This window comes from Streptomyces sp. NPDC049627, from assembly GCF_044465645.1.
Lineage (GTDB): Bacteria > Actinomycetota > Actinomycetes > Streptomycetales > Streptomycetaceae > Streptomyces.
In genome coordinates this window covers 58,493-83,780 of the sequence record NZ_JBITLW010000021.1, presented here as the reverse complement: position 1 = coordinate 83,780, position 25,288 = coordinate 58,493, and the positions used below count along the sequence as shown (strand labels likewise).

General features: G+C 72.1%; 24 protein-coding genes. 12 read left to right on the top strand and 12 right to left on the bottom strand.

Annotation, left to right across the window (positions count from 1 at the left end):
- Positions 1-34: 34 nt before the first annotated feature.
- A complete protein-coding gene (locus tag ACIBU0_RS41185; RefSeq protein ID WP_398829178.1) occupies positions 35-466 on the bottom strand; it encodes a helix-turn-helix domain-containing protein in 432 nt (143 codons plus the stop codon).
- A 75-nt stretch (positions 467-541) separates the two neighbouring features.
- On the opposite strand from ACIBU0_RS41185, the gene ACIBU0_RS41180 reads away from it, so the two are divergent.
- From ACIBU0_RS41180 to ACIBU0_RS41170, 3 genes are all read left to right on the top strand, one after another.
- Entirely contained in the window at positions 542-1,432 is an 891-nt protein-coding gene (locus tag ACIBU0_RS41180) for a class I SAM-dependent methyltransferase (RefSeq protein ID WP_398829176.1), read from the top strand.
- 71 nt (positions 1,433-1,503) lie between these two features.
- Positions 1,504-2,214 carry a ThuA domain-containing protein gene (locus ACIBU0_RS41175; RefSeq protein ID WP_398829174.1) on the top strand — a complete coding sequence of 237 codons (711 nt, stop codon included), beginning with the start codon at positions 1,504-1,506 and terminating at the stop codon, positions 2,212-2,214.
- The gene (locus ACIBU0_RS41170) at positions 2,184-3,305 is read left to right on the top strand and encodes a Gfo/Idh/MocA family protein (RefSeq protein WP_398829171.1); all 1,122 of its coding nucleotides are present in this window, start codon (positions 2,184-2,186) and stop codon (positions 3,303-3,305) included. The genes ACIBU0_RS41175 and ACIBU0_RS41170 overlap by 31 nt, the downstream gene beginning before the upstream one ends.
- 14 nt (positions 3,306-3,319) lie before the next feature.
- Here ACIBU0_RS41170 and ACIBU0_RS41165 read toward each other — a convergent pair whose 3' ends face one another.
- The gene (locus tag ACIBU0_RS41165) at positions 3,320-4,798 is read right to left on the bottom strand and encodes a glutamate-cysteine ligase family protein (protein ID WP_398829168.1); all 1,479 of its coding nucleotides are present in this window, start codon (positions 4,796-4,798) and stop codon (positions 3,320-3,322) included.
- A gap of 192 nt (positions 4,799-4,990) precedes the next feature.
- On the opposite strand from ACIBU0_RS41165, the gene ACIBU0_RS41160 reads away from it, so the two are divergent.
- Positions 4,991-6,160: an MFS transporter gene (locus tag ACIBU0_RS41160; RefSeq protein ID WP_398829166.1), complete on the top strand. Its 1,170-nt coding sequence runs from the start codon at positions 4,991-4,993 to the stop codon at positions 6,158-6,160.
- Positions 6,161-6,220: 60 nt separating this feature from the next.
- Positions 6,221-6,961 carry a maleylpyruvate isomerase family mycothiol-dependent enzyme gene (locus ACIBU0_RS41155; protein WP_398829163.1) on the top strand — a complete coding sequence of 247 codons (741 nt, stop codon included), beginning with the start codon at positions 6,221-6,223 and terminating at the stop codon, positions 6,959-6,961.
- An 18-nt stretch (positions 6,962-6,979) separates the two neighbouring features.
- Here the strand turns inward: ACIBU0_RS41155 and ACIBU0_RS41150 are convergent, their stop codons facing one another.
- Entirely contained in the window at positions 6,980-7,357 is a 378-nt protein-coding gene (locus ACIBU0_RS41150; RefSeq protein WP_398829160.1) for a MarR family winged helix-turn-helix transcriptional regulator, read from the bottom strand.
- A gap of 86 nt (positions 7,358-7,443) precedes the next feature.
- On the opposite strand from ACIBU0_RS41150, the gene ACIBU0_RS41145 reads away from it, so the two are divergent.
- Together ACIBU0_RS41145 and ACIBU0_RS41140 are read left to right on the top strand one after the other, a co-directional pair.
- A complete protein-coding gene (locus ACIBU0_RS41145) occupies positions 7,444-8,922 on the top strand; it encodes an MFS transporter (protein WP_398829158.1) in 1,479 nt (492 codons plus the stop codon).
- A 71-nt stretch (positions 8,923-8,993) separates the two neighbouring features.
- Positions 8,994-9,299 carry a DUF6332 family protein gene (locus tag ACIBU0_RS41140; protein ID WP_398829156.1) on the top strand — a complete coding sequence of 102 codons (306 nt, stop codon included), beginning with the start codon at positions 8,994-8,996 and terminating at the stop codon, positions 9,297-9,299.
- Here the strand turns inward: ACIBU0_RS41140 and ACIBU0_RS41135 are convergent.
- The 3 genes from ACIBU0_RS41135 to ACIBU0_RS41125 all read right to left on the bottom strand — a co-directional run bounded on the left by ACIBU0_RS41135 (position 9,260) and on the right by ACIBU0_RS41125 (position 11,980).
- Positions 9,260-9,925 carry a response regulator gene (locus tag ACIBU0_RS41135; RefSeq protein ID WP_398829154.1) on the bottom strand — a complete coding sequence of 222 codons (666 nt, stop codon included), beginning with the start codon at positions 9,923-9,925 and terminating at the stop codon, positions 9,260-9,262. The two genes, ACIBU0_RS41140 and ACIBU0_RS41135, sit on opposite strands and share 40 nt — an antisense overlap.
- Complete coding sequence (locus ACIBU0_RS41130) at positions 9,922-11,166, bottom strand: sensor histidine kinase (RefSeq protein WP_398829151.1); 1,245 nt, start codon at positions 11,164-11,166, stop codon at positions 9,922-9,924. The genes ACIBU0_RS41135 and ACIBU0_RS41130 overlap by 4 nt, the downstream gene beginning before the upstream one ends.
- Before the next feature lie 112 nt (positions 11,167-11,278).
- The gene (locus ACIBU0_RS41125) at positions 11,279-11,980 is read right to left on the bottom strand and encodes a TetR/AcrR family transcriptional regulator (RefSeq protein ID WP_398829149.1); all 702 of its coding nucleotides are present in this window, start codon (positions 11,978-11,980) and stop codon (positions 11,279-11,281) included.
- A gap of 151 nt (positions 11,981-12,131) precedes the next feature.
- Here ACIBU0_RS41125 and ACIBU0_RS41120 point away from each other — a divergent pair, with 151 nt between their 5' ends.
- The gene (locus ACIBU0_RS41120; RefSeq protein ID WP_398829147.1) at positions 12,132-12,581 is read left to right on the top strand and encodes a nitroreductase family deazaflavin-dependent oxidoreductase; all 450 of its coding nucleotides are present in this window, start codon (positions 12,132-12,134) and stop codon (positions 12,579-12,581) included.
- On the opposite strand, the gene ACIBU0_RS41115 is transcribed toward ACIBU0_RS41120, so the two are convergent.
- Entirely contained in the window at positions 12,565-13,806 is a 1,242-nt protein-coding gene (locus ACIBU0_RS41115) for a geranylgeranyl reductase family protein (RefSeq protein ID WP_398829146.1), read from the bottom strand. The genes ACIBU0_RS41120 and ACIBU0_RS41115 overlap by 17 nt on opposite strands.
- 133 nt (positions 13,807-13,939) lie before the next feature.
- Between ACIBU0_RS41115 and ACIBU0_RS41110 the strand changes: the two genes are divergently transcribed.
- Positions 13,940-15,295, top strand: coding sequence for a dipeptidase (locus ACIBU0_RS41110; protein ID WP_398829144.1), 1,356 nt, complete (start codon positions 13,940-13,942; stop codon positions 15,293-15,295).
- 96 nt (positions 15,296-15,391) lie between these two features.
- Here the strand turns inward: ACIBU0_RS41110 and ACIBU0_RS41105 are convergent, their stop codons facing one another.
- From ACIBU0_RS41105 to ACIBU0_RS41095, 3 genes are all read right to left on the bottom strand, one after another.
- On the bottom strand, positions 15,392-16,432 hold the full coding sequence (locus ACIBU0_RS41105; RefSeq protein ID WP_398829142.1) for an NUDIX domain-containing protein: 1,041 nt from the start codon (positions 16,430-16,432) through the stop codon (positions 15,392-15,394).
- A gap of 154 nt (positions 16,433-16,586) precedes the next feature.
- Positions 16,587-16,853 (bottom strand): hypothetical protein, encoded by a 267-nt coding sequence (locus tag ACIBU0_RS41100; RefSeq protein WP_398829140.1) that lies wholly within the window; start codon positions 16,851-16,853, stop codon positions 16,587-16,589.
- Positions 16,854-16,884: 31 nt separating this feature from the next.
- Positions 16,885-17,892: a TIGR01777 family oxidoreductase gene (locus ACIBU0_RS41095; protein ID WP_398829137.1), complete on the bottom strand. Its 1,008-nt coding sequence runs from the start codon at positions 17,890-17,892 to the stop codon at positions 16,885-16,887.
- A gap of 123 nt (positions 17,893-18,015) precedes the next feature.
- Between ACIBU0_RS41095 and ACIBU0_RS41090 the strand changes: the two genes are divergently transcribed.
- Positions 18,016-20,028 (top strand): NPCBM/NEW2 domain-containing protein, encoded by a 2,013-nt coding sequence (locus tag ACIBU0_RS41090; protein WP_398829134.1) that lies wholly within the window; start codon positions 18,016-18,018, stop codon positions 20,026-20,028.
- 242 nt (positions 20,029-20,270) lie between these two features.
- Here the strand turns inward: ACIBU0_RS41090 and ACIBU0_RS41085 are convergent, their stop codons facing one another.
- The gene (locus ACIBU0_RS41085; RefSeq protein ID WP_398829132.1) at positions 20,271-21,218 is read right to left on the bottom strand and encodes an ROK family protein; all 948 of its coding nucleotides are present in this window, start codon (positions 21,216-21,218) and stop codon (positions 20,271-20,273) included.
- Positions 21,219-21,387: 169 nt separating this feature from the next.
- On the opposite strand from ACIBU0_RS41085, the gene ACIBU0_RS41080 reads away from it, so the two are divergent.
- Positions 21,388-22,494 (top strand): LacI family DNA-binding transcriptional regulator, encoded by a 1,107-nt coding sequence (locus tag ACIBU0_RS41080; protein ID WP_398829130.1) that lies wholly within the window; start codon positions 21,388-21,390, stop codon positions 22,492-22,494.
- 7 nt (positions 22,495-22,501) lie between these two features.
- A complete protein-coding gene (locus ACIBU0_RS41075; RefSeq protein WP_398829127.1) occupies positions 22,502-23,296 on the top strand; it encodes a hypothetical protein in 795 nt (264 codons plus the stop codon).
- Here ACIBU0_RS41075 and ACIBU0_RS41070 read toward each other — a convergent pair.
- Positions 23,242-25,266: a protein kinase gene (locus ACIBU0_RS41070; protein ID WP_398829125.1), complete on the bottom strand. Its 2,025-nt coding sequence runs from the start codon at positions 25,264-25,266 to the stop codon at positions 23,242-23,244. The two genes, ACIBU0_RS41075 and ACIBU0_RS41070, sit on opposite strands and share 55 nt — an antisense overlap.
- Positions 25,267-25,288: the final 22 nt, after the last annotated feature.

Here is a 25,288-nt window from a genome sequence, read left to right as displayed (position 1 = left end):
TTCGTCCCGGTCGGACCCGCCCACCGGGACGCCGTCACCGCACCACCGGGCCCGGCTTCCTCGGCGCGCGCTCCGCCCCGGACGCCGCCGCCCTGAGGATGCGGCGGAAGGTGGAGCACTCCATGTGGCTCGGTGCGGGACAGGCCGCGGCGTGCCGCAGGGAGTCCCGCAGGACGCCCAGCTCGCGGATCCGCCTGTCCAGTTCCTCCGCCTTGGTCGCGAGCAACTGCCGGTCGATGTCCGGCTGTCCGTCCGGTGCGAACATGCCCGCGATCTGGTCGAGCGAGAACCCGGCGGTGCGTCCCAGGGCGATCAGCGCCAGGCGCTCCAGTACGCCGGGATCGTACTGACGGCGCAGGCCCCGTCGGCCGATCGGGGCGATCAGCCCCTTTTCCTCGTAGTACCGCAGCGTCGAGGCGGGAACCCCGGCGCGGCGCGCCACCTCGGCGATGTCCAGGTCCGTCATCCTCTTGACCTCAAGTCGGCTTGAAGTCGCACGCTGTCATCCCGGCCCGGTCAAAAGCAACCCCAGGAGGCGATCATGAATGTCCCGCACGGGACCGATGACGAACAGGCGGCCCGGTGGAACGCGCTCGCCGGACATGCATGGGTCGAGATGCAGCCGGTGCTGGACGGGATGTTCCAACCGTTCGAAGACCTGCTCGTCGAGGCGGTGACCCCCGCGCCCGGCAGCCGGGTGCTCGATGTCGGCTGTGGCACGGGCGGCACCACGCTGGCCGTCGCGCGGCGGCTCGGCGCGGTGGGTCACTGCGTCGGGGTCGACATCTCCGAGCCGATGATCACCGTTGCCCGGGCGCGCGCCGAGCGGGAGGGCACACCGGCCACCTTCCTCCACGCCGACGCACAGGATCACGCCTTCGAACCGGCCGCCTTCGACGCGGTGATCTCACGCTTCGGCGTCATGTTCTTCCACGACCCCGTCCGGGCCTTCGCGAATCTTCGGCGCGCCGTCAAGGACAACGCCCGGCTCCGGTTCATCGCTTGGCGCAGCGCCGAGGAGAACCCGTTCATGACGACGGCCGAGCGCGCCGCGGCACCGCTTCTGCCGGATCTTCCCGCCCGTCGAGCGGACGGGCCGGGACAGTTCGCCTTCGCGGACTCGGGCACGGTCAGGCACGTTCTGGAGAAGAGCGGATGGACCGGGATCGACATCCGGCCGGTCGACGTGGAGTGCACCCTGCCGGAGAGCGAGTTGGTCCGATACTTCACCCGGCTCGGTCCGCTGGGTCAGGTGCTGCCCGAGACGGACGAGCGCACCCGCGCACGGGTCGTCGAGACGGTCCGCGCGGCGTTCGACACCTTTGTGCAGGGCGCCGAAGTCCGTTACACCGCGGCCTGTTGGCTGGTCGACGCCCGGGCGGACGCCCCTGCCGAGACGCGAAACTTTCGCGTTTCCGGCACCCCTTCCTGAGCGCGATCGACAGGACGCATAGTGAGGGAGCGGTGCAACGGGGTCGGCCACTGGAACGGTGATTCAACGACATGACGCAGAAGAAAGCCCTGGTGGTCCGAGGCGGTTGGGAGGGGCATCAGCCGGTCCGGGCCACGGAGCTGTTCCTGCCGTTCCTGCGCGGCAACGGGTACGCCGTCCGCGTCGAGGAGTCGACCGACGTCTATGCCGACGCCGACGAGATGGCCGCCACCGATCTCGTCGTGCAGTGCGTGACGATGTCGGAGATCAGCGCCGAGCAACTCGCGGGACTGACCGCGGCGGTCGAGGCCGGCACCGGCTTCACCGGCTGGCACGGCGGCATCGCCGACTCGTTTCGCGCCTCCTCCGACTATCTCCACCTGGTGGGAGGGCAGTTCGCGACCCACCCGGGCAAGGAGCCCTGCGAACGCCGGGGTGTCCAGGAGGACAACTACCTGCCGTACGCCGTCACCATCACGGAGCCGGGCCGCGAGCACCCCGTCACGGCGGGCATCGAGGACTTCGAGCTGCACACCGAGCAGTACTGGGTGCTGCACGACGACCTGATCGACGTCCTGGCCACCACGACCCATCCCGCCCGGCCGTGGCAGCCCTGGCACCGCCCGGTCACCTCGCCGGCGGTGTGGACCCGCAGCTGGGGTGCCGGGCGCATCGTGGTGACCACGCCGGGGCACAGCCTCGACGTGCTGGAGAACCCGAACGTCCGCACCATCATCGAAAGGGGCATGCTGTGGGCGACGCGCACCGCATCGGCGTCGTAGGTCTCGGGGTCATCTCCCGCGCATACCTGGACACGCTCGTCGGCCATCCCGCCGTACGGATCACCGCGGTCGCCGACCTCGACGCCTCCCGGTCGGCCGCGGTCGCCGCCGAGGTCCCCGGCGTGAAGGCGCTGACCGTCGAGGAGTTGCTGAGCAGCCCGGACGTCGACACGGTGCTGAACCTCACCGTGCCCGCGGCCCACGCCGAGATCGCTCTGGGCGCGATCGGCCACGGGAAGAACGTCTACGGGGAGAAGCCGCTGGCCGCCGCCTTCCCCGACGCCCGGGCCGTGTTGGCGGCCGCCGCGAAGGCCGGCGTCGGTGTCGGGTGCGCGCCGGACACCGTGCTGGGCACCGGCATCCAGACGGCTCGGGCGGCGGTGGGGGCGGGAAGCATCGGGCGGCCGCTGTTCGCCTCGGCCGTGATGGTCACTCCGGGGCACGAACGCTGGCATCCGCATCCCGACTTCTACTACGCCGCCGGGGGCGGGCCGCTGCTGGACATGGGGCCGTACTACCTGGCGTCCCTGGTCCACCTCCTGGGCCCGGTGCGGGCCGTGATCGGGGCGGCCAGCCGGCTGCGCGCCGAACGCGTCATCGGTTCCGGCCCGCGCGCGGGCGAGCGGATACCGGTGGAGGTGGACAGTCATGTCTCCGGGGTGCTCGAGCACGTGGACGGGACCCTGACGACGATCACGACCAGCTTCGACGGGGTGGCCGCCACCGCCGCGCCGATCGAGGTGCACGGCGACGCGGGAACCCTGGCGGTTCCGGATCCGAACCACTTCGACGGCGAGGTGCGGCTCTTCGAACTCGGCGGCGCGCAGTGGCGGCCGCTCCCGCCGTCCGCCGGCTATGCCGACGGCGCACGGGGCGTCGGCCTGCTCGACTTCATCGCCGCCGACGGGCAGCGGGCGGCCCGCGCGAACGGTGACCTCGCCCTGCACGTGCTGGAGACGATGAGCGCGCTCCTGCGGTCGTCGGCCGAGGGGCGGCGCATCGAGCTGACGACGTCGGCGCAGCCGCCCGTCCCCGTTCCGCTGACGGCCGCCGAGGAGTGGCGGGGCGCCGCCGCCGGCCGGGCCGCATAGCGCTGAGGGGCGGGTCAGTCCACGTCCCACGTGTGCGCGGGGGCGTTCAGGTGCATGTAGTCCATGTACGTCCTGGTCATCAGCCGAAGCGCCTCGGCCCGGTCGGCGGTGCCGCCCTTCTCCAGGTGGTGGACCGTCTCCGCCTGCCACAGGGCGCCGTTGCGGGCGGCGACGCAGCGCTGCTCGACGATGCCCAGCAGGGGTTCGCGCCATGCCGCGTCCAGGCCGGCCAGCTCCAGACCCCGGTGGGCCAGCGGCAGCAGGCGCCGCAACACCAGTTCCGTGACCGGCACTTCGCCCATGCCGGGCCAGTACAGGCGGGCCTCGATGCCGTCGCGGGCGGCGGTGTGGAGGTTCTCCTCGGCCACCGAGAAGGACATCCGCGTCCAGATCGGCCGGTCCTCGTCGACCAGGGCGCGGGTGAGGCCGTAGTACAGGGCACCGTTGGCGATGATGTCGGCCACGGTGGGGCCGGCGGGCAGGACCCGGTTCTCGATGCGCAGATGGGGGCCGCTGTCGGTGACGGCGTAGACGGGGCGGTTCCAGCGGTAGATCGTGCCGTTGTGCAGCGTCAGTTCGCCCAGCTGCGGCACGTCGCCCCGGTCGAGCGCCTCCTGCGGGTCCTCGTCGTCGCACAGCGGCAGCAGCGCCGGGTAGTAGCGCACGTTCTCCTCGAACAGGTCGAAGACGCTGGTGATCCACCGCTCCCCGAACCACACCCGGGGCCGTACGCCCTGGGCCTTGATCTCCTGGGGGCGGGTGTCGGTGGCCTGCTCGAACAGCGGGATACGGGTCTCGCGCCACAGTTCTCTGCCGAAGAGGAAGGGCGAGTTCGCCGCGAGGGCGATCTGCACGGCCGCGACGGCCTGGGCGGCGTTCCAGTAGTCCGCGAAGTCCTTCGGCGAGACCTGGAGGTGGAACTGGGTGCTGGTGCAGGCGGCCTCGGGGGTGATGGTGTCGGCGTACGTCGACAGGCGCTCCACGCCGTCCACCGAGATCCGCAGGTCCTCGCCGCGGGCCGCGAAGATCTGCTCGTTGAGCAGCCGGTAGCGCGGATCGCCGGACAGGGCGGCTTCGTCGACGTGCGACTCCCCCAGGGTCGGCAGGATGCCGATCATGATGAGGTGCGCGCCCACGTCCGAGGCGCGTTCCTCGGCGTGGTTGAGCGCGTCGCGGATCGCCTGCTCCCAGGCGCCGGGGCCGCCGGTGGTCAGCTCCCGGGGCGGGATGTTGATCTCCAGGTTGAAGCGGCCCAGCTCGCTGGACCAGGCGGGGTCGGCGATCGCCTGGAGGACCTCGGTGCTCCGCATCGCCGGCAGCCCGTCGTCGTCCACCAGATTGAGCTCGATCTCCAGCCCGACGCGGGGACGCTCGCTCTCGAACGCCGACTCGCGCAGCATCTGCGCCAGCACATCCAGGCAGGTGTGCATCTTCTCGCGGTACCGGCGGCGATCCTCCCGCGTGAACACCAGGGCCGGCACGTCACGTCCCATGCGCCCTCCCGAGTTCCCTCGGCGGATACCTCTCGTCCCAGGGTGGCACTTCGGGCGGCGTGCGGACAGTCAGGCACCGCAGCGGCACGGCCCCGTCGAGACGCGACGGGCACCCTCCCCTTGCTCCGCCTGCTGCACTCCGCCTAGCCTGACTTTGTGCCGCTAATAAACAAATCCCGATCGCACACCGCCGTGCCGGGCAACCGCAGCACCCTGACCCGTCTCCGCGCCGCCCTGACCACCTTCTTCGCCCTCGACGGCTTCCTGTTCGCCGGCTGGGTCGTCCGTATCCCCGCCATCAAGGAGCAGACCGGCGCCTCCGCCGGCACCCTCGGTCTCGCCCTCCTGGGCGTCTCCGCGGGCGCGGTGCTCACCATGACGCTCACCGGCCGGCTCTGCCGCCGCTACGGCACCCACCAGGTCACCGTCGTCTGTGCGGTCCTGCTCTCCCTCAGCGTCGCCCTGCCCCCGCTCACCCACTCCGCACCCGCCCTCGGCGCCGTACTCCTCCTTTTCGGCGCCGCCTACGGAAGCATCAACGTCGCCTTCAACAGCGCCGCCGTGGACCTGGTCGCCGCCCTGCGCCGACCCGTCATGCCCAGCTTCCACGCGGCCTTCAGCCTGGGCGGCATGGTCGGCGCGGGCCTCGGCGGGCTGGTCGCGGAGGCCCTCTCCCCGACCCGGCATCTGCTGGGCCTGGCCGTGATCGGGCTCCTGGTGACGTGCGTGGCGGGCCGTACGCTGCTGCGCCACGAACCGCCGGTCGCCGCGGACCCCGTACCCACCGCGAGCGCCGCCCCGCGCCGCATGGAGCCCGGGACCCGCGGACTGGTGGTCGTCTTCGGCCTGATCGCCCTGTGCACGGCCTACGGCGAAGGCGCCATGGCCGACTGGGGCGCCCTGCACCTCGAACAGGACCTGCACGCCTCGCCCGGCGTCGCCGCCGTCGGCTACTCCTGCTTCGCGCTGGCCATGACCGCCGGCCGCCTCACCGGTACGGCTCTCCTCGAACGGCTCGGCCACGGCCGTACCGTCATCGCGGGCGGCGCCACCGCGGCGTGCGGGATGCTGCTCGGCTCGCTCGCGCCCTTCCTCTGGGCGGCGCTGCTCGGCTTCGCGGTCACCGGGCTCGGTCTCGCCAACCTCTTCCCCGTGGCCGTCGAACGCGCGGGCACCCTCGCCGGACCCAGCGGCGTCGCCGTCGCCTCGACCCTCGGCTACAGCGGCATGCTCCTCGGCCCGCCCGCCATCGGCTTCATGGCCGACTGGCTCTCGCTGCCCCTCGCCCTCACCAGCGTCGCCGTCCTGGCGGCGATCGCCACGCTCATCGGGATCGCCACGCGACGTACGGCACCGAACTGAGCGTGCGCCGCACGCACCGGCAGGTCCCTTGGACCGCGCTTCATCCGCCACACTCACCCCATGGAGACAGCCGACTTCGTTCGAACCCTGGACCGCGAGGGTCTGCTGCTGGCCACGGCCGCCGAACAGGCCGGGGCCGGCGCCGAGGTGCCGACGTGCCCGGACTGGCGGGTGCGGGATCTGGTGCGGCACACCGGGATGGTGCACCGTTGGGCGGCGGCGTTCGTCGCCGAGAAGCACACCTCCCCCCACCCCGACGGCGGGCTGCCCGACCTCGACGGCGCCGAGCTGTTCGCCTGGTTCCGCCAGGGGCACCGCCACCTGGTCGACACGCTCGCGCACGCCCCCGCCGACGTGCAGTGCTGGCACTTCCTGCCGGCCCCGTCGCCCCTCGCCTTCTGGGCACGCAGGCAGGCCCACGAGACGACCGTGCACCGCTACGACGCGGAGACGGCACGCGGCGGGACGCCGAGCGCGATCGACCCCGGCTTCGCGGCGGACGGCATCGACGAGTTGCTGTGCGCCTTCCACGCCCGTTCCAGGAGCCGCGTGCGCAGTGCCGAGCCGCGGGTCCTGCGGGTGCGGGCGACCGATGCGGACGGCGCCGTGTGGACCGTACGGCTGTCCCCAGAGCCGCCCGTGACCGCACGGGACGAGGCGGGAGAGGCCGACTGCGAGATCGCCGGCCCGGCCGGGCAGCTGTACCTGTCGCTGTGGAACCGCGTGCCCTTTCCGCAGGTGACCGGCGACGCCTCGGTCGCCGCGCTGTGGCGGGAGAACTCCGCGGTCACCTGGAGCTGAGCGCGGCGCGTACGCCGCTCAGTTCGTGAGCATCCTCGTCAGCACCGCGCGCTGCACCGGCAGCACCGCACCGTGCAGCGTGCGCCCCTTCGCCGTGAGCGCCACCTTCACACCGCGCCGGTCCTCCGCGCACATGCCCCGCTCGACGAGCCCGTCCTTCTCCAGTCGGGCGATCAGCCGCGACAGCGCGCTCTGGCTGAGATGGACGCGCTCGGAGATCTCTTGGACGCGGTACGCGCAGGAACCGTCCGCCAGCACGTCGAGGACCTCGAAGTCGCTGGCGCACAGGCCGTGTTGGTTGAGGGCGCGATCGAGTTCGCACTGCGTGCGCGCATGCAGCGCCAGGATGTCCCGCCACTGGTCCACGAGTGCCTGTTCGGCCTTCTTCGCCGCCATGGGCGCACCGTAGCAGAGATCCGCGATTATTGCATCGGAATTAAATGCGCTTGCATTCGATGCATACGCATGTAGTGTTCTGGGTCATGACCTCTCCGCTCACCCGCCCCTCCTCCGAGGACCGTTGGACGCCCCGCCTGTGGGGCACGCTGCTGGTGCTGTGCGCCGCGATGTTCCTGGACGCGCTGGACGTGTCGATGGTCGGCGTCGCCCTGCCGTCCATCGGCGCCGACCTGGGCCTGTCCACCTCGACCCTGCAGTGGATCGTCAGCGGCTACATCCTGGGCTACGGCGGTCTGCTGCTCCTCGGCGGACGGACCGCCGACCTGCTGGGCCGGCGCCAGGTGTTCCTGGTGGCCCTCGCCGTCTTCGCGTTCGCCTCGCTGCTCGGCGGCCTCGTCGACTCGGGGCCGCTGCTGATCGCCAGCCGCTTCGTCAAGGGCCTCGCCGCGGCCTTCACCGCGCCCGCCGGCCTGTCCATCATCACCACGACCTTCGCCGAGGGCCCGGTACGCAACCGCGCGCTCTCGATCTACACCACCTGCGGTGCCACCGGCTACTCGATGGGGCTCGTCTTCTCGGGCCTGCTCACCGAGGCCAGCTGGCGCTTCACCATGCTGCTTCCGGCACCCGTCGCACTGATCGCCCTGCTCGTGGGCCTGAAGCTGCTGCCGCGCAGCGAGCGCGAGCGGGCGGAGGGCGGATACGACATCCCCGGCGCCGTCCTCGGCACCGCCTCGATGCTGCTGCTCGTCTTCACCGTCGTCCAGGCACCCGAGGTGGGCTGGGGCTCCGCTCGCACGATCCTGTCCTTCGCCGCCGTCGCCGTTCTGCTGACCGCCTTCGTCGCCGTCGAGCGGCGCAGCCCGAGCCCGCTGATCCGACTGGGCGTGCTGCGCTCGGGAGCCCAAGTGCGGGCGCAGCTGGGCGCGTTGACGTTCGTCGGCAGCTACATCGGGTTCCAGTTCCTGGTCACGCTCTATATGCAGCAGCTGCTCGGCTGGTCGGCCCTGCACACCGCACTGGCCTTCCTGCCGGCAGGCGCGCTCGTGGCGCTGTCGGCGACGAAGGTCGGCGCGATCATCGACCGGTTCGGCACGGCTCGGCTGATCGCGATCGGCTTCACGCTGCTGGTCGTCGGCTACCTGCTCTTCCTGCGCATCGACCTCGACCCGGTCTACGCGGCGGTGATCCTGCCCACCATGCTGCTGGTCGGCTCGGGCTTCGCCCTGACCTTCCCCTCGCTCAACGTCCAGGCCACCAACGGCGTCGACGAACACGAGCAAGGCATGGTCTCGGGCCTGCTCAACACCTCGGTCCAGGTGGGCGGCGCGCTCTTCCTGGCCGTCGTGACCGCGGTCCTGACGGCCCATACACCCGAGGAGCCCGCCTCCCCGCAGGCCGTCCTCGACAGCTACATGCCCGCTCTGGTCGTGACCACGGGCATCGCGGTGGCGGGGCTTCTGATCGCCCTCACCGGACTGCGCGCCCGCCGCAAGCAACAGATCGTCGTGGTCGCCAAGTCCCTTTCCCAGGAGGCGGAGCGCGTCACCGTACGCGACTAGGGGGCCGTCTCCAGCGTGCGCCCGGCGGGGCTCGCTTGCTCCGCCGGGCGCACGGCTGTGAAACTCGCCGTATGAGCACATACGGGGGACGGCGCAGTCAGGCCGAGCGGGATGCGATGACCGTCGAGATCGGGTACGCGCTGTGCAGCGCGGCGTTCGCGGCGGCACTGCTGTTCGGGGCCGCGGCGGGACCGGCGTTCGCCTTCGAGCTGTCGGCCGGGGCGCGGAGCACGCTCGTCGGCGCCGGGGCGACCGCGGCCGCCGTGCTGTTCGTCGCCCGCGTCGTCAGCGTGCTGGTCCGCTTCGGCAAGCGCGAAGTCGCCGGGGACGGGGCGGCTCAGCCCAGCCAGCCCGGGCGTACCAGTCCCGACTCGTAGGCCAGGACGACGAGTTGGGCCCGGTCCCGGGCGCCGAGCTTCACCATCGTACGGCTGACGTGGGTCTTCGCGGTGAGGGGGCTCACCACCAGGCGGCGGGCGATCTCCTCGTTGGACAGTCCGATGCCGACCAACGCCATGACCTCCCGCTCGCGCTCGGTGAGGTGGGCGAGGGAGCCGGCGGCCGCGGGCTCCTTGGAGCGGGCGGCGAACTCGGCGATCAGCCGCCGGGTCACCCCCGGCGACAGCAGCGCGTCGCCCTCGACCACCGCCCGTACGGCGCGCAGGAGTTCCTCGGGCTCGGTGTCCTTGACCAGGAAGCCGGAGGCGCCCGAGCGGATGGCCTCGAAGACGTACTCGTCGAGTTCGAAGGTGGTCAGCATGACGACCTTCACGCCCTCCAGGGCGTCGTCCTCGGTGATGCGGCGGGTCGCGGCGAGGCCGTCCAGGAGCGGCATGCGGATGTCCATCAGGACGATGTCGGGCCGCAGTTCGCGCACCTTGCGCAGCGCCTCCTCGCCGTCGGCGGCCTCCCCCGCGACCTCGATGTCGGGCTGGGCGTCGAGCAACGCCCGGAAGCCGGCCCGCACCAGTGACTGATCGTCGGCGAGCAGTACGCGGATCACCGGTCCTCCTTGGTCTCGGCAGGGCCCTTCAGCGGCAGGACGGCGAGCACTCGGAACCCGCCGTCGGCCCGTGGGCCCGCCTCGATCGTGCCACCCAGCGCGGCCGCCCGCTCCCGCATTCCGGCCAACCCGTTGCCGCTGCCGCCCGCGTCGGCGCCGGTCGCCGGACCGTCGTCGTCGATGCGCAACCGTAGCGTCGCCGCGTCCTCGTGATCGAGCCGCACGCGTGCGTGCCGCGAGCCCGAGTGGCGTACGACATTGGTGAGGGCCTCCTGGACGATGCGGAAGGCGGCGAGGTCCGTGCCGGGCGGGAGGCGGGGCGGCTCGCCCTCGACCTCCACGGTGAGGCCCGCGCTCGCCGCCTGCCGCACCAGTTCGGGCAGCCGGTCGAGGCCGGGTGCCGGGGTGCGGGGCGCGTCGCCGGGGGTGCGCAGCGTGTCGAGGACCTGGCGGACCTCGCCGAGCGCCTCCTTGCTCTTGGCCTTGATGGTGGTCAGCGCCGTGCGCGCCTGTTCGGGGTCGGTGTCGAGGAGGGCGAGGCCGACGCCCGCCTGGACATTGATCACGCTGATGCTGTGCGCGAGGACGTCGTGCAGTTCGCGGGCGATCCGCAGCCGTTCCTCGTCGGCACGCCGCCGCGCCGCCTGCGCCCGCTCCGCCCGCTCCCGTGCCCACTGCTCGCGCCGCGTCTTCGCCAGCTCCGACACCGCCACGATCGCCGCGACCCAGGCCGCGATCACACCCTCCTGCTCCCAGGGGGCCGCCGAGTCGCCGGACGGCGGCAGCCACTGGTAGAGCCAGTGCGCCACCAGGGCGTGCCCGACCCAGAACACCCCGACGGCCGCCCAGGCGGCCCTGCGATGTCCGGTGACGATGGCGTTGAAGCAGGCCACGGCCAGGGCCACGAAGACCGGCCCGTACGGGTATCCGGCGCCGAGGTAGACCGTGGCCGCCACCGCCGTACCGAAGACGACGGCCACCGGATACCGCTTGCGCCACAGCAGCAGTCCCGCCGCCACGAACAGCAGCACACGGGCGAAGGGGTCGAGGTCCGCCCTGCCCTCCTGCGCCTGGGCGGCGAAGTTCGAGCCGGCCAGCACGAAGGCCGTGATCAGCACGGTGGAGCGCCAGGGCCAGCGGGGGGCGTGCTCCTGGTCGTCGTCCCACCGGTTCCACCACGGCGGCCCGTGCCGCCACCACATCGGCGGTCCGCCGGCCCGGCGTTCCTGCTGCTCGTCCATGTCCGCCACGCTAGACGCGACGGCCGCCGGGCGGCGTCACCCGCGCGTGGTGATCACAGGTACTCCCCGCGGAGTACGTCCACGAACTGATCCGGCTGGTCGCGGCGCACCCTCATTGCGCCTCGCCCCTCAGGCCCACTCCCCGGGCGAGTTGAGCCACCGCATGCCGGAAGAACGCCTCCCGGTCCTCCACGACCCGGTTGAACTGCCCGAACAGCTCGAACCCGACGAGCCCGTACAGCTGGGCCCAGGAGGCGACGAGGGCCGTCACGGTCTCGGGAGGCAGGTCGGCCGCGAGGTCGGCCGCCATCCGCTCGGCCTCGGGCCGCAGGTCTGCGGAAAGCTGGGGCCGGGTGAGGCCGGGGCCGTGGTGGGCGTCGCGCGCGATGCCGATGAGCAGGAGGCCGACGCGGGAGGCGGCCGGGACGGTGGTGTCGGGGGCGGTGTAACCGGGCACGGGCGAGCCGTAGATCAGCGCGTACTCGTGCGGATGCGCCAGCGCCCAGGCCCGCACGGCCTCGCACACCGTGATCCAGCGCCGCACCGGCCCGGCCTCGGCGACCTCGTGGTGCGCGGCCTCGGCGGCCTCGCCGAGGGAGTTGTAGGCGTCGATGATGAGTGCGGTCAGCAGGTCGTCCCGACTGGGGAAGTAGCGGTAGAGCGCGGAGGAGACCATGCCGAGCTCGCGGGCCACGGCGCGCAGCGAGAGCTTGGCGGCGCCGTCGGCCGCGAGCTGTCTGCGGGCCGCATCTTTGATGGCCGCGGTGACTTCGATGCGGGCTCGGGCGCGGACGCCGTGCGTCGTGCTGTTCATGCGGACCAGTGTTCCATGAAATCAGAGCAGTGCACACAAACGAGAGCACCGCTCTTGCAATCGACCGCCGGCCTCGGGCACACTGTCACCAAGCGAGCGAGAGCAGTGCTCACAAAAGAGAGCGACGCTCCGCCTGGAGGAGGGGGTTCCCATGTCCACGCACGTCCAGAAGCCCGGCTGGTTCACCGTCAACGTGTTCAACCGCATCGTGGCCTGGATGACCCGCCGCGGCCTCAGCGTCTGGGGCTCCCGGGTGCTGGCGGTCCGCGGCCGCAAGAGCGGCCAGTGGCGGACCACCCCCGTGAACCTGCTGACCGTCGACGGACAGCAGTACCTCGTCGCCCCGCGCGGTCACGTCCAGTGGACGCACAACATGCGCGCGGCCGGCGGCGGTGAGCTGCACCTCGGCAAGCGTGTGGAGGTGTTCACGGCGACCGAGGTGGCCGACGACGACAAGGTCCCGCTCCTGCGCGCCTACCTCAAGCGCTGGAAGGCCGAGGTCGGCGTCTTCTTCAAGGGAGTCGGCCCCGACTCGCCCGACGCCGACCTGCGCCGAATCGCCCCCGACCACCCGGTGTTCCGGATCACGGTGCAGAACTGACGCCGTCACCCGTCGACGGCCGGCGGTCCAGCGCGGTCAGGGCGCGCTGGGCCATGGGATGAGTACGGACGATCTCACCGAGGGACGTCGCGCCCCGCGTGATGTCCATGAACGCCTTCCAGGCCGGCCGGAACCCGGTCAGCGCCGCATGGAAGAGCCCGGGACGGCGCTCGAACACCATCAGCAGCCGCTTGCCGACGCTCATCTCGACACCGAGGCCCGCCTTGACCGCGAAGGCGTAGTTCAGGGCCTGGCGCCGGGTGTCCACCGCGTCGTGCGCCTCGGCGATCCGTACCGCCCACTCCCCCGCGAGCCGACCCGACCGCAGCGCGAACGAGATTCCCTCGCGCGTCCACGGCTCCAGCAGGCCCGCCGCGTCACCGCACACCAGCACGCGCCCGCGCGACAGCGGCGAGTCGTCGGCGCGGCAGCGCGTCAAGTGGCCGGAGGAGACGCTCGGTTCGAACCCGGCGAGCCCGAGCCGCCCGATGAACTCCTCCAAGTACCGCTTGGTGGCGGCCCCTTCACCCCGCGCCGAGATCACCCCGACCGTGAGCGTGTCCCCCTTCGGGAACACCCAGCCGTAACTGCCGGGAATCGGCCCCCAGTCGATGAGGACCCGCCCCTTCCAGTCCTCGGCGACCGTCTCCGGCACCGGGATCTCCGCCTCCAGGCCGAGATCCACCTGGTCGAGCTTCACCCCGACGTGTGCTCCTATACGGCTCGCGCTGCCGTCCGCGCCGACGACGGCCCGCGCGAGCAGCGTCTCGCCGCCCTGCAGGACGACGGCGACCGTGCGCCGGTCCGGCACCGCCGAGCCGTGCTGCTCGACGCGCTGCACGGTGACGCCCGTACGCAGCTCGGCGCCCGCCTTCTGCGCGTGCTCGACCAGCTGCTGGTCGAACTCGGGCCGGTTGATCAGCCCGAACAGCATCTGCTTGGAGCGACGGGTCCGGGTGAAGCGGCCGTTGTTCGAGAACGTCACCGCGTGCACCCGGTCCCGGAAGGGCACGTCGAAGCCGGGCGGGAGCGCGTCGCGCGAGGGGCCGATGATGCCGCCGCCGCAGGTCTTGTAGCGCGGCAGCTCCGCCTTCTCCAGCAACAGCACGCGGCGCCCGGACACCGCCGCCGCATACGCGGCCGAGGCTCCCGCGGGTCCCGCGCCCACCACGACGACGTCCCACACCCGCTGCACGTCGTCCGCCGAAGAGTTCTCGCTGCTCACGATGGTCTACTGCTCCCGATCAAGCCGCCGTCTGCTGCTGTCCCCCGCATCCTACGGCGGGCATCGTCGCAGCCCGCTGTGGGAGGATCACAGCACTCATACGTACAACGTCGCACCCACAAGGAGCGTGCCCATGTCGTCGATTCCGGTCGCCGAGACCGTCGCCTCGCTGATGCCGCGGGCGAAGGCGGAGCTCACCGAGCTGGTGGCCTTCAGGTCGGTGGCGGACTTCGACCAGTTCCCGAAGAGCGAGAGCGAGGGCGCCGCCCGCTGGGTCGCCGACGCGCTGCGCGCGGAGGGCTTCCAGGACGTGGCCCTGCTCGACACCCCCGACGGCACGCAGTCGGTGTACGGCTACCTGCCGGGGCCCGAGGGCGCGAAGACGGTTCTGCTGTACGCCCACTACGACGTGCAGCCCCCGCTGGACGAGGCCGCCTGGAGCACCCCGCCCTTCGAGCTGACCGAGCGCGACGGCCGCTGGTACGGGCGCGGCGCCGCCGACTGCAAGGGCGGGGTGATCATGCACCTGCTCGCCCTGCGCGCGTTGAAGGCGAACGGCGGCATACCGGTCCACGTCAAGGTGATCGCCGAGGGCTCGGAGGAGATGGGCACGGGCGGTCTGGAGCGGTACGCCGAGGAGCACCCGGACCTGCTGGAGGCCGACACCATCGTGATCGGCGACGCGGGCAACTTCCGCGTCGGCCTGCCGACGGTGACGTCGACCCTGCGCGGCATGACCATGGTGCGCGTGCAGATCGACACGCTCGAAGGCAACCTGCACTCCGGCCAGTTCGGCGGCGCCGCGCCCGACGCGCTGGGCGCGCTGATCCGCGTACTGGACTCGCTGCGCGCGGAAGACGGTTCGACCACGGTGGACGGGCTGACCGTCGAGTCGTCGTGGGAGGGCCTGCAGTACGACGCGGAGCAGTTCCGCCAGGACGCCAAGGTCCTCGACGGCGTCGAGCTGATCGGCTCCGGCACGGTCGCCGACCGCATCTGGGCGCGCCCCGCCGTCACGGTCCTCGGCATCGACTGCCCGCCCGTCGTCGGCGCCACCCCGTCCGTGCAGGCGAGCGCCCGCGCGCTGATCAGCCTCCGGGTGCCACCGGGCGTGGACGCCGCCGAGGCCACCAAGCTGCTCCAGGCCCACATCGAGGCGCACACGCCGTGGGGCGCCCGGGTGCGCACCGAGCAGATCGGTCAGGGCCAGGCGTTCCGCGCCGACACGAGCAGCCCGGCGTACCAGGCGATGGCGGACGCGATGGCGGTGGCCTACCCCGGCCAGGAGATGCAGTACGCCGGCCAGGGCGGCTCCATCCCGCTGTGCAACACCCTCGCCGCCCTCTACCCCCACGCGGAGATCCTCCTCATCGGCCTGAGCGAGCCGGAGGCCCAGATCCACGCGGTGAACGAGAGCGTGTCCCCGCAGGAACTGGAGCGCCTTTCGGTCACCGAGGCGCTGTTCCTGCGTAATTACGCGGCGAGTTGAGAGAAGGGCGGCCCGAGGGGATCCCACGGGCCGCCGCCGACAAGTCCTGCCAGCCCTGCACGCCCTGCATGACCTGCATGACCTGCATGACCTGGGTCAGGACGTCGGAATCCCGGCCTCCAGATAGAGCGCCGCCCCGCGCTCCCGTGCCCGCAGCGCCCAGCGCAGCCGCTCGTAGCGCACCGGCGGCAGCAGATCGGCGGCCTCCTCCTCGGTCACGAAGCGCCAGTCGCGCAGCTCGGGGCCGGGGAGCAGGAGGCGTTCGGCCTCCGTGGAGTCGAGGTGACCGCCGTCGAAGAGGAGGCGCAGGCCGCCGTAACCGGGGGGCGAGGGCCGTTCCCAGTCGACGACGAGCAGCCGCGGTACGTCGTCCAGCCGTATCCCCGTCTCCTCGGCGACCTCGCGCATCCCCGCGCGCGCGGGTGCCTCGCCGGGTTCGACGACACCGCCGGGGAACTCCCAGCCGGGCTTGTAGGTGGGGTCGACGAGCAGCACCCGGTCCTGCTCGTCGAAGAGCAGGACGCCCGAGGCGAGGGTCTCGGCGGTGGGCTCGGGCGTCTGCACGATGTCGCAGACGGGGACCGTACCGCTGCCGACCGCCTCGGCGATCCGGACGGCGGTCTCGTACGGCGTCAGGCCGCCGTTGTCGACCGGGTAGGCGTCCGCGGTGAGCCAGGAGGCGAGTGCGGCGCGGTACGGCTCTATGTGGTCGTAGGACCACTGCCGGATCCGCATCTCGCCGTCGGGCAGATCGGGCGGGACCTCCCGCCCTGCTATTCGCTCCCGCAGGATCGTTTCCGCCGGGGCGAGGAGGACATGCTGGACGGTGATGCGGCGGGCGGCGAGGCCGCCGAAGATCTCGTCGCGGTACTCCTGGCGCAGCAGCGTCATCGGGACCACGAGGGTCCCGCCGAGCTCGGCGAGCAGCGCGGCCGCCGTATCGATCACGAGACGTCGCCAGATCGGCAGGTCCTGGAAGTCACCGACCTCGGTGAGGTGTTTGGGCGGAAGCAGGTGGGTGAGTGCTCCGCCGATGACCTCGGGGTCGAAGAGCGTGCTGTTCGGGATCAGCTCGATCAGTTCGCGTGCGGTGGTGGTCTTCCCCGCACCGAACGCGCCGTTGACCCAGACGATCACGTTTCCCCCTCTTCTGTTGGCCCCCTGTGGCTTGCCCGCTCCACCCTGCCACGGAAACCAGCTCCAGTAGAGAGCGCATGAATCGCATGAATACGGCGCCGGAACCCCGCGGGTGCGGGGATACCGGCGCCGGTTGATCGGTCGAGGGGGCTCGTCAGCGCTTCTTCCCGTGGGGCGCGTTGTTCACGGCCTTGTCGGTTTCGCGGTTGATGGCCCGGCCCACGGTGTTCAGGGCCTGGTCCACGCTGACGCCGGCGAGCTTGGTCTCGCCGCCGGTCAGCTTGGTCTCCGCGCCCGCGCCAGGGAGGCCGGCGCCGGGGAGACCGACGGCGGGGGCCGTGTTGGCGTGCGACGGGGTGACGGCCGCGACGACGAATCCCGTGGCCAAGGAGGCGATGGCGAGCATGCTGCGCTTCTTCATGACCGACTCAACGGAGAAACGCGGCCGGGAGTCACGCCCGACCTCCGGACGATCGGGACAGCGCAGGACGTACCGTCCCGGACCGGCTCCCGTCGGGCCGGCGCAGCCGCACCCGTTGTGCGAGATCCTCGGCCGCAGCCGGCCACCGGTCGTACTCGAAGGTGAATCCCTCGTCGAGCAGCCGGCCGGGCACGACACGTCGGCTCTTGAGCAGCAGCTCGGTGTCGGAGCGCAGCGCGAACGCGCCGATCTCGGCCATCCACTTCGTGGCGGGCAGGCCGACGGGGACGCCCCACGCGGAGCGCAGCGCCCGCATGAACGCACGCTGCGGCAGGGGTTCGGGGGCGGCGAGGTTCACCGGCCCGTGGAGATCCTCCCGGTCGACCAGGAAGTCGACCGCGCGGACGAAGTCGCGGTCGTGGATCCAGGAGACGTACTGTGCGCCACCCGCGACGGGGCCGCCGAGGCCGAGACGTGCCAGGCCGAGCAGAACGTCGAACACGCCGCCTCGGTCGGGGCTCATCACCATGGCGGAGCGCAGGGCGACCTTCCGGGTGTGCGGGGTGCCGGCTTCTTCCTGTGCCCGCTCCCACGCCTTGGCGATCTCGACGCTGTACGCCCAGTAGTCCGGCACACCGGGCTCGTCGCCGCCGATGACGCCCGTCGCCTCGTCATTGGGGGCGTCGTAGCGGTGGGCGTAGAGGGTGGCCGTGCTCATCTGCAGCCAGACCCGGGGCGGCCGGGCGGCTCGTGCGATCGCCTCGCCGACGACCCGGGTGGAGCGCACCCGCGAGTCCATCATGGCCTGCAGATTGGCCGGGGTGTAGCGGCAGCTGACGCTGCGGCCCGCCAGGTTGATCACGATGTCGCTGCCGTCGATCACCGAGGTCCACTGGTCCAATGTCTCACCGTCCCAGCGGACCTCACGGTCACGCGTGGGCCGTCTGGTCAGCACGACCACGTCGTGGCCCGCGGCGCTCAGCGCGCGGTTCAGGATGGTGCCCACCTGCCCGGTTCCCCCGGGGATCACTATCTTCATCGGCTCCCCCATCTCGTGTGCGGACGAGCCTAGCGCAGATATTGAACATGTTCAAAAAGAGGGGGCGTAGTATGACGTGTGCATGCTGTCATCCCACCTTTGCAGGTTCGGAGGAACGTAACGATGCGTCACCTTCACACCCGCACAACCCGCACGAGAGTGGTCGGGGCACTCGCCGCAGGTCTCCTGTGCGCGGCGGGCCTCGTCGCGTCCGCGGCCACCGCGGCCCCTGTCGCACCCACCCTGGACGACGGTCTGGCCCTCACCCCGCCCATGGGCTTCAACAACTGGAACTCCACGCACTGCCGGGCCGAGTTCAACGAGTCCATGGTCAAGGCGGTCGCGGACATCTTCGTCGAGAAGGGCCTCAAGGACGCCGGGTACGAGTACGTCAACCTCGACGACTGCTGGGCCCTGCCCTCCAGGGACGCCAACGGAAAGCTGGTGCCCGACCCGGTCCGCTTCCCGGGCGGTATCAAGGCCGTCGCGGACTACGTCCACTCCAAGGGGCTGAAATTCGGCATCTACACCAGCGCGGGCACCAAGACCTGCAACAGCGCCGGCTTCCCGGGCGCCCTGGGCCATGAGTACAGCGACGCCCAGCAGTTCGCGGACTGGGGTGTGGACTACCTGAAGTACGACAACTGCAACAACCAGGGCGTGGACGCCAAGCTGCGCTACACCACGATGCGCGACGCCCTCGAGGCGACCGGCCGGCCCATCGTCTACAGCATCTGCGAATGGGGCCAGAACAAGCCCTGGGAATGGGCCGCCGACGTCGGCCAACTGTGGCGTACGACCGGCGACATCAGCGACACCTGGGGCTCGATGCTGGCGATCCTCAAGAAGAACCTGCCACTCGCGCCGCACGCCGGTCCCGGCCACTGGAACGACCCCGACATGCTGGAGGTCGGCAACGGCGGCATGACCGGCACGGAGTACCGGTCGCACTTCTCGATGTGGGCGATCATGGCTGCGCCCCTCCTCATCGGCTCCGACCTGCGGTCGGCCTCGCAGGAGACCTTCGACATCCTCGGCAACCGCGAGGTCATCGCGGTCGACCAGGACCCGCTGGGCAAGCAGGGCACGGTGATCTCCTCCGAGGGCGGGCGATGGGTCGTCGCCAAGGAGATGCGGGACGGCAGCCGGGCGGTGGCGCTCTTCAACGAGTCCGGCACCGCCCAGCGGATCAGCACCGGCGCCGCCGCGGTAGGCCTGCCGGCCGCCGACGCGTACACGCTGCGCGACCTGTGGCAGCACCGCAGCTACAACACCGCGGGCACGATCTCGGCGACCGTCCCGGCCCACGGCACGGTCCTCGTGCGGGTCTCCGCGGACCCCGCATGGGCCAAGAATCCGCCCGCCGTCGAACTCGGCCTGGACGGCAGCCCGTTCGTCGAGGCGGGCAAGCCGGCCACACTGACGTCGACGGTCACCGATCTCGGCCGTACGACGGCCCAGCGCGTCTCCGTCAGCCTGTCCGGGCCCGAAGGGTGGGCCGTGAAGGCGACGTCGCCGACCACCTCACCGGCGCTCCCGACGGGCCGCTCCCTGCGCACCCGGTGGACGGTCACCGCGCCGCCGGGGACGCCGACGGGGTCGTACGCCCTGACGCTCAAGGCCGGTTACCGCTCACCGACCGGAGTCCGCGTGGACAGTGTGGTGCCACTGACCGTCTCCGTCGCCGTGCCGCCACCCTCGGGGACGTCCGGGCTCGGTGACCTCCCCTGGCTCTCGGCCACCAACGGCTGGGGTCCCGTCGAGCGCAACACCAGCAACGGGGAGAGCGCCGCGGGCGACGGCCGTCCGATCACCCTCGGCGGCGTGGTGTACGGCAAGGGGCTGGGAGTCCATGCGGAGAGCGCCGTGGAGTACTACACGGGCGGCGCCTGCGAGACGGTCACGGCCGATGTCGGTGTCGACGACGAGAAGGGCGCCGACGGCACCGTCGCCTTCGAGATCTGGGCCGACGGCACGAAGGCAGCCTCGACCGGCACCCTCACCAACGCGATGCCGGCCCAGCCGATCAGGGCCGACGTGAGCGGCGCCCGGATCGTCCGGCTCGTGGTGAGCGACGGCGGCGACGGCATCGACTCGGATCACGCGGACTGGGGGGACGTACGGGTGAGTTGCTGAGTGACGGGGCCCTGCGGCGCTCCCGACGCCGGTCGGTGAAATCAGCCCGTCCGGCGTTTGAGGACAAGGCCCCTTCCGGGCCGAGGGGGGGGTTCGGGGGCGCAGCCCCCGGGATGGGACGGGTAAGGGCGGCGGGGGCGAGATCGCTCGCCGGCAACACGCACCGTGCCCCCGGCCGAGCCGAGGCGCGTCCGCGGGAGCCGGGGGAACGTTCCTCCTCAGCCCCGAAGACGCCCCGCGTCTCAGACCCTCGCCGCGTCGGTCCTCCCCGCCAGCGCCGCCGCCGCGGCCCCGACCAGCCCCGCATCCGTGCCCATCTGGGCCGGCGTGATCGTCAGGCGCTGCACGAAGGACAGGGTGGCGTAGTCGTGGAGCGCCTTGCGCAGCGGTGTGAAGAGCACGTCGCCCGCCTTGCCCACTCCCCCGCCGATCACCGCGATGTCGATCTCGACGAGGGTCGCGGTGGCCGCGATCCCGGCCGCCAGGGCCTGCGCGGCGCGCTCGAAGGAGGCCACGGCGACCGGGTCGCCGTCGCGCGCGGCGGCGGCCACCGCGGCGGCGGACGTGTCGCCGTCCGGGCCGGGTCGCCAGCCGTTCTCCAGGGCCCGCCGTGCGATGTTGGGCCCGCTGGCGATGCGCTCCACGCAGCCGCGCGAACCGCACGGGCACGGGTCGCCGTCCAGCTCGACGCTGATGTGACCGATGTGGCCGGCGTTGCCGGTCGGGCCGGGGTGCAGGCGGCCGTTGAGGACCAGGCCGCCGCCGACGCCCGTGGAGACGACCATGCACAGCGCGTTGTCATGGCCCCGCGCCGCCCCCTGCCAGTGCTCGGCCGCCGTGATGGCCACACCGTCGCCGATCAGCTCCACGGGCAGTCCGCCCGCCGCCTCCCGGACCCGCCGGACCAGCGGATAGTCCCGCCAGCCGGGCACGTTCACCGGACTGACCGTGCCCGCCGAGGCGTCCACCGGGCCCGCGCTGCCGATGCCGAGGGCCGCGGCCCGCTCCCACAGCGGCGACGCGGTGAGCTCCCCGACGACCTCCTCCACGGCCCGCATCACCGTCTCGCCGTCCTCCCGTGCCGGCGTCGCGCGCTGGGCCCGGACCACGATCCGGCCGTGACCGTCCACCAGCGCTCCGGCGATCTTCGTACCGCCGATGTCGAGCGCAGCCACGAGGTCGGTGTGCATCAGTGTCAGTTCTCCCCGTCAACCATTCGGATCTCCCCGTCAACCACGGGAAATGGGCGAGCCGGTCTCGCGGTGGGGGCGCAGGCCGGAGATTGCGGTGGACAGTGTCCCCTGGATCTGACAACGTTGTCCAGGGTCTATTGTCGACGCCACATCCTCATACAAACCCATGGACCGACGCATCCCCGTGGACGACAGGACAGGACACCGCATCGTGCCCGAGACCATCCGCCGATCCGACCGCCTTGCCGACGGCCTCTCCGGAACGCGCTACGGCAACCGTCCGACCATGAAGGACGTCGCGGCGCGTGCCGGAGTCGGTCTGAAGACCGTCTCGCGCGTGGTCAATGGGGAGCCGGGAGTCACCCCGGAGACGGAGCGCCGCGTCCAGGAGGCCATCGACGCGCTGGGCTTCCGCCGCAACGACAGCGCGCGGGTGCTGCGCAAGGGCCGTACGGCGAGCATCGGCCTGGTCCTGGAGGATCTCGCGGACCCGTTCTACGGTCCGCTGAGCCGGGCGGTCGAGGAGGTCGCCCGGGCGCACGGCGCGCTGCTCATCAACGGCTCCAGCGCCGAGGACCCGGACCGCGAGCAGGAGCTGGCGCTGGCGCTGTGCGCGCGGCGGGTGGACGGGCTGGTGATCATTCCGGCCGGTGACGACCACCGGTACCTGGAGCCCGAGCTCAAGGCGGGCGTCGCCACCGTCTTCGTCGACCGTCCGGCGGGCAGGATCGATGCCGACTGCGTCCTGTCCGACAACTACGGCGGTGCCCGCGGCGGCGTCGCCCATCTCATCGCCCACGGCCACCGCCGGATCGGTTTCATCGGCGACATGCCCCGCATCCACACGGCCGCAGAGCGGCTGCGCGGCTATCGCGCCGCCTTGGAGGACGCGGGCATACCGGTGGAGGACGCCTGGATGTCCCTGGGGGTCACCGATCCGGAGCGGGTGCGCCGGGCGGCCGAGGCGATGCTCTCCGGCCCCTCCCCCGTCACCGCGATCTTCGCGGGCAACAACCGGGTGACGGTCACCGTGGTCCGTGTCCTCGCCGAGCAGACCCGTGGCGTCGCCCTCGTCGGCTTCGACGACATCGAACTCGCCGACCTGCTGCAGCCCGGCGTCACCGTCGTCGCGCAGGACGCGGCGGCGATCGGCCGCACCGCCGCCGAGCGCCTGTTCCGCCAGCTGGACGGCACCCTGGTCACCCCGGAACGCATCGAGCTGCCGACGCGGCTGATCACCCGGGGCTCGGGCGAGCTGCCGCCGGCGGACTGAGCGGCCCGTGGAGGACCGCACCCTGCAGGCGCAGGGCCTGGCCGAGGCACCGCGCGAGCATCCCCTGCTCTACCCCGGCGCCTGGCCCGAGGACTCCGGCCTCCTCGACGGAAACCGACTGCTGCCCCTCGACCGGCTGGTGTACGACGACCGCGTGCCGGTTCTCGCGGTCGGCTCCAACGCCTGTCCGGGCCAACTCCGGCACAAGATGGCCGAGTTCGGGATCACGGCTCCCATTCCGATGGTGAAGGCTCGGGTCACGGGCATCGAGGTCGGTGTCTCCGCGCATGTGAGCCGTATGGGATACGTGTCTGCCTCCCCCTTCCACGCACCCGTTGCCGTACGGGAGTTGTTCCTCATCTGGCTCGATGCCGAGCAACTGGCGGTCGTCGACGCGAGCGAGGGAGTGCCGCTGCCGAACGGCAACTACCACCGCGCCTGGCTGGCCGCGCCCGGGGTCCGGATCGTTCTGGCGGACGGCACGGCGCTTGCGGGTGCCTTCGCGTATGTCAACCGCCATGGGGTGCTGCACAACGGGAACGGTGGGCCGCGCACCCACCCCGGTCAGCGGGCCCTGCTCATCGAACTCCTCGGGACCTCGGCCCGTTTGAGGGAGCTGTTCGGCGTCACACCCGAGGAATTCGTCGCGCGGGCGCGTGGTGACGCGCTGCTGTGCGCGCGGGGCACCCGGTTGTTGGCGGAGGAGAAGCTGGTGACGGCCTCCGGCCTGGAGAGGTACGTCCGGGTTCAGCAGACCGGGAGTCCGGGCACCGGCTCGTCGTTGTTGCCGCCCTCGATGTAGACGTCGCTGATGAAGACGTTCGTGTTGCCGCTGTCGTCGTCCGTTCTGGCCCACCAGACGTTGGTCCACTGGCCGTCGGTCTCACGGCGGCCCAGATTCTGCTGGCAGTAGAAGTAGTTGGTGCCCGCGTTGAGGACGCCGACCTCGGTGCCGGAGGCGGTGTAGGACTTGGCGGTCTTCCAGACCTGGCAGTTGTACTTGCCGCCGCCGATGGAGGAACAGGACGCGCCGGGTGCGGTGCTTGCGCCCCCGCCCGTGGTTCCGCCCCCGCCTGTGGTTCCTCCACCGCCCGTCGTGCCGCCGTCGCCGGAACCGCCGCCCGTGCTGCCCCCGTTGGTGCCGCCCCCGCCCGAGGTCCCGGTCGGGGACGAGGTGGTGGGCCGGTCCGAGGGCTCGCTTCCCGCCGTGCGGCCCGGCGACTTGCTCGCGCGGGGGGACTTCGCGTCGTCGCCCTTCTCGGTCAGGCCGGCCTCGCCCGACCGGTCGGCGTCAGGGCTGCCGGTCGCCGGGGCGGACGTGGCCGTGGAGGTGACGGACGAAGTGTCCTGCGCCGCGTCCTTGGCGTCGTCCGTGGTGTTCAGCAGGGCGACGGTGACCCCGCTCGCCGCGAGGACGACGGTCACGGCCGCGGCGGCGAGCAGGGCGCGTCCCTTGCGCCGGGAGGAGCTGCCGGAGGACGTGGACATGGGGCCGGTGGTACCCAGGTCGTGCGGCTGCGGGTTCGGGCCGCCGAAGCCCTGCGGAGGCCCGCCGTACGGCCCCGGCGCACTGGCGTACGGCGACGCCGCCGGCTGCCCGGGGAGCGCGCCGGGTCCGTGTCCTGCCGGAGCGGCATGGCCGGCGGAGGCGAACCCCTGCGCCGGCGGTGTGCTCCCTTCAGGAGTCGCAGGGCCGTTCGCGCGCTGCCCCGCGGTCCCGAAGACCGGTGCCCCGGGCAGGTCCGAGGCGGGCACGCCCTGCCCCGGCGTGTCCCCGCCCTGAGCGCTCGGCGCGCCCTGTGGCCCGCCGTACGCCTGCCCGGCGGGCGCCGTGGGGACGCTGCGCTCCGTCTCGTCCCGCACGGGCCCGGAGCCGTCCGGCCCGCGCAGCGCCGCCGTCGGCGCCTCCGAGCCGTCCTGGTCCGCCACCGCCTGGAGGAGTTCCCGCGCCTCTTCGGCCTCGGGACGGGACTCGGGCCGCTTGTCCATGAGCCGTTGGAGGACGGGGCCGAGCGGCCCGGCGTTGCGGGGCTCCGGCAGGGGTTCGGAGACGATCGCGGTGAGCGTGGAGAAGGTCGACGTACGGCGGAAGGGCGCGGAGCCCTCCACCGCCGCGTACAGGGTGGCGCCCAGGGCCCAGACGTCCGAGGAAGGGCCCGGATCGGCGCCCTGGGCGCGCTCGGGGGCCATGTAGTCCAGGGAGCCGACGAGATGGCCGGTGCGGGTCAGATGGGTGGCCGAGCCGTCGCCCGGGTCGTCCATCGTCGCGATGCCGAAGTCGGTGAGAACGACGCGGCCGGAGGTCTCCAGCAGGATGTTGCCGGGCTTGACGTCGCGGTGCAGGACGCCGGCCCGGTGGGCGGCGGCCAGCGCGTCCATGACCTTGGCGCCGAGTGCGGCCGCCTCACGCGGATCGAGGGTGCCGCGCTCGCGCAGGACTGCTTCCAGGGAGGGGCCGTCGACCAGCTCCATGACGATGAGCGGGCGTCCGTCGACCTCCGCGACATCGTGAATGGCCACCACGCCGGGGTGCCGGACCCGGGCCGCGGCCCGGGCCTCGCGCTGCATCCGCAGCCGCAGATCCGCGAGTTCGGGACCGTCGGCGTCGCTGTAGGTGCGCAGTTCCTTGACGGCGACCTCACGGCCCAGGACCTCGTCGACGGCTCTCCAGACGACGCCCATGCCGCCCCGCCCGAGTTGGGCCACGACCCGATAGCGGCCGGCCAGCAGCCGACCGGCCTCGTCCGCCTGTCCGTACTCCCCCGAAGACACCGCTGCCCCGTTTCTGTGACAC

What these genes read in the sequence shown, in the direction of transcription:
- ACIBU0_RS41120 (WP_398829147.1), top strand. Translation starts at nt 12,132, where the DNA reads ATGTCCACGCACGTCCAGAAGCCCGGCTGGTTCACCGTCAACGTGTTC.
- ACIBU0_RS41085 (WP_398829132.1), bottom strand. Translation starts at nt 21,218, where the DNA reads ATGCACACCGACCTCGTGGCTGCGCTCGACATCGGCGGTACGAAGATC.
- ACIBU0_RS41140 (WP_398829156.1), top strand. Translation starts at nt 8,994, where the DNA reads ATGAGCACATACGGGGGACGGCGCAGTCAGGCCGAGCGGGATGCGATG.
- ACIBU0_RS41145 (WP_398829158.1), top strand. Translation starts at nt 7,444, where the DNA reads ATGACCTCTCCGCTCACCCGCCCCTCCTCCGAGGACCGTTGGACGCCC.
- ACIBU0_RS41175 (WP_398829174.1), top strand. Translation starts at nt 1,504, where the DNA reads ATGACGCAGAAGAAAGCCCTGGTGGTCCGAGGCGGTTGGGAGGGGCAT.
- ACIBU0_RS41165 (WP_398829168.1), bottom strand. Translation starts at nt 4,798, where the DNA reads ATGGGACGTGACGTGCCGGCCCTGGTGTTCACGCGGGAGGATCGCCGC.
- ACIBU0_RS41180 (WP_398829176.1), top strand. Translation starts at nt 542, where the DNA reads ATGAATGTCCCGCACGGGACCGATGACGAACAGGCGGCCCGGTGGAAC.
- ACIBU0_RS41090 (WP_398829134.1), top strand. Translation starts at nt 18,016, where the DNA reads ATGCGTCACCTTCACACCCGCACAACCCGCACGAGAGTGGTCGGGGCA.
- ACIBU0_RS41150 (WP_398829160.1), bottom strand. Translation starts at nt 7,357, where the DNA reads ATGGCGGCGAAGAAGGCCGAACAGGCACTCGTGGACCAGTGGCGGGAC.
- ACIBU0_RS41100 (WP_398829140.1), bottom strand. Translation starts at nt 16,853, where the DNA reads ATGAAGAAGCGCAGCATGCTCGCCATCGCCTCCTTGGCCACGGGATTC.
- ACIBU0_RS41080 (WP_398829130.1), top strand. Translation starts at nt 21,388, where the DNA reads ATGGACCGACGCATCCCCGTGGACGACAGGACAGGACACCGCATCGTG.
- ACIBU0_RS41155 (WP_398829163.1), top strand. Translation starts at nt 6,221, where the DNA reads ATGGAGACAGCCGACTTCGTTCGAACCCTGGACCGCGAGGGTCTGCTG.
- ACIBU0_RS41125 (WP_398829149.1), bottom strand. Translation starts at nt 11,980, where the DNA reads ATGAACAGCACGACGCACGGCGTCCGCGCCCGAGCCCGCATCGAAGTC.
- ACIBU0_RS41110 (WP_398829144.1), top strand. Translation starts at nt 13,940, where the DNA reads ATGTCGTCGATTCCGGTCGCCGAGACCGTCGCCTCGCTGATGCCGCGG.
- ACIBU0_RS41095 (WP_398829137.1), bottom strand. Translation starts at nt 17,892, where the DNA reads ATGAAGATAGTGATCCCCGGGGGAACCGGGCAGGTGGGCACCATCCTG.
- ACIBU0_RS41130 (WP_398829151.1), bottom strand. Translation starts at nt 11,166, where the DNA reads ATGGACGAGCAGCAGGAACGCCGGGCCGGCGGACCGCCGATGTGGTGG.
- ACIBU0_RS41185 (WP_398829178.1), bottom strand. Translation starts at nt 466, where the DNA reads ATGACGGACCTGGACATCGCCGAGGTGGCGCGCCGCGCCGGGGTTCCC.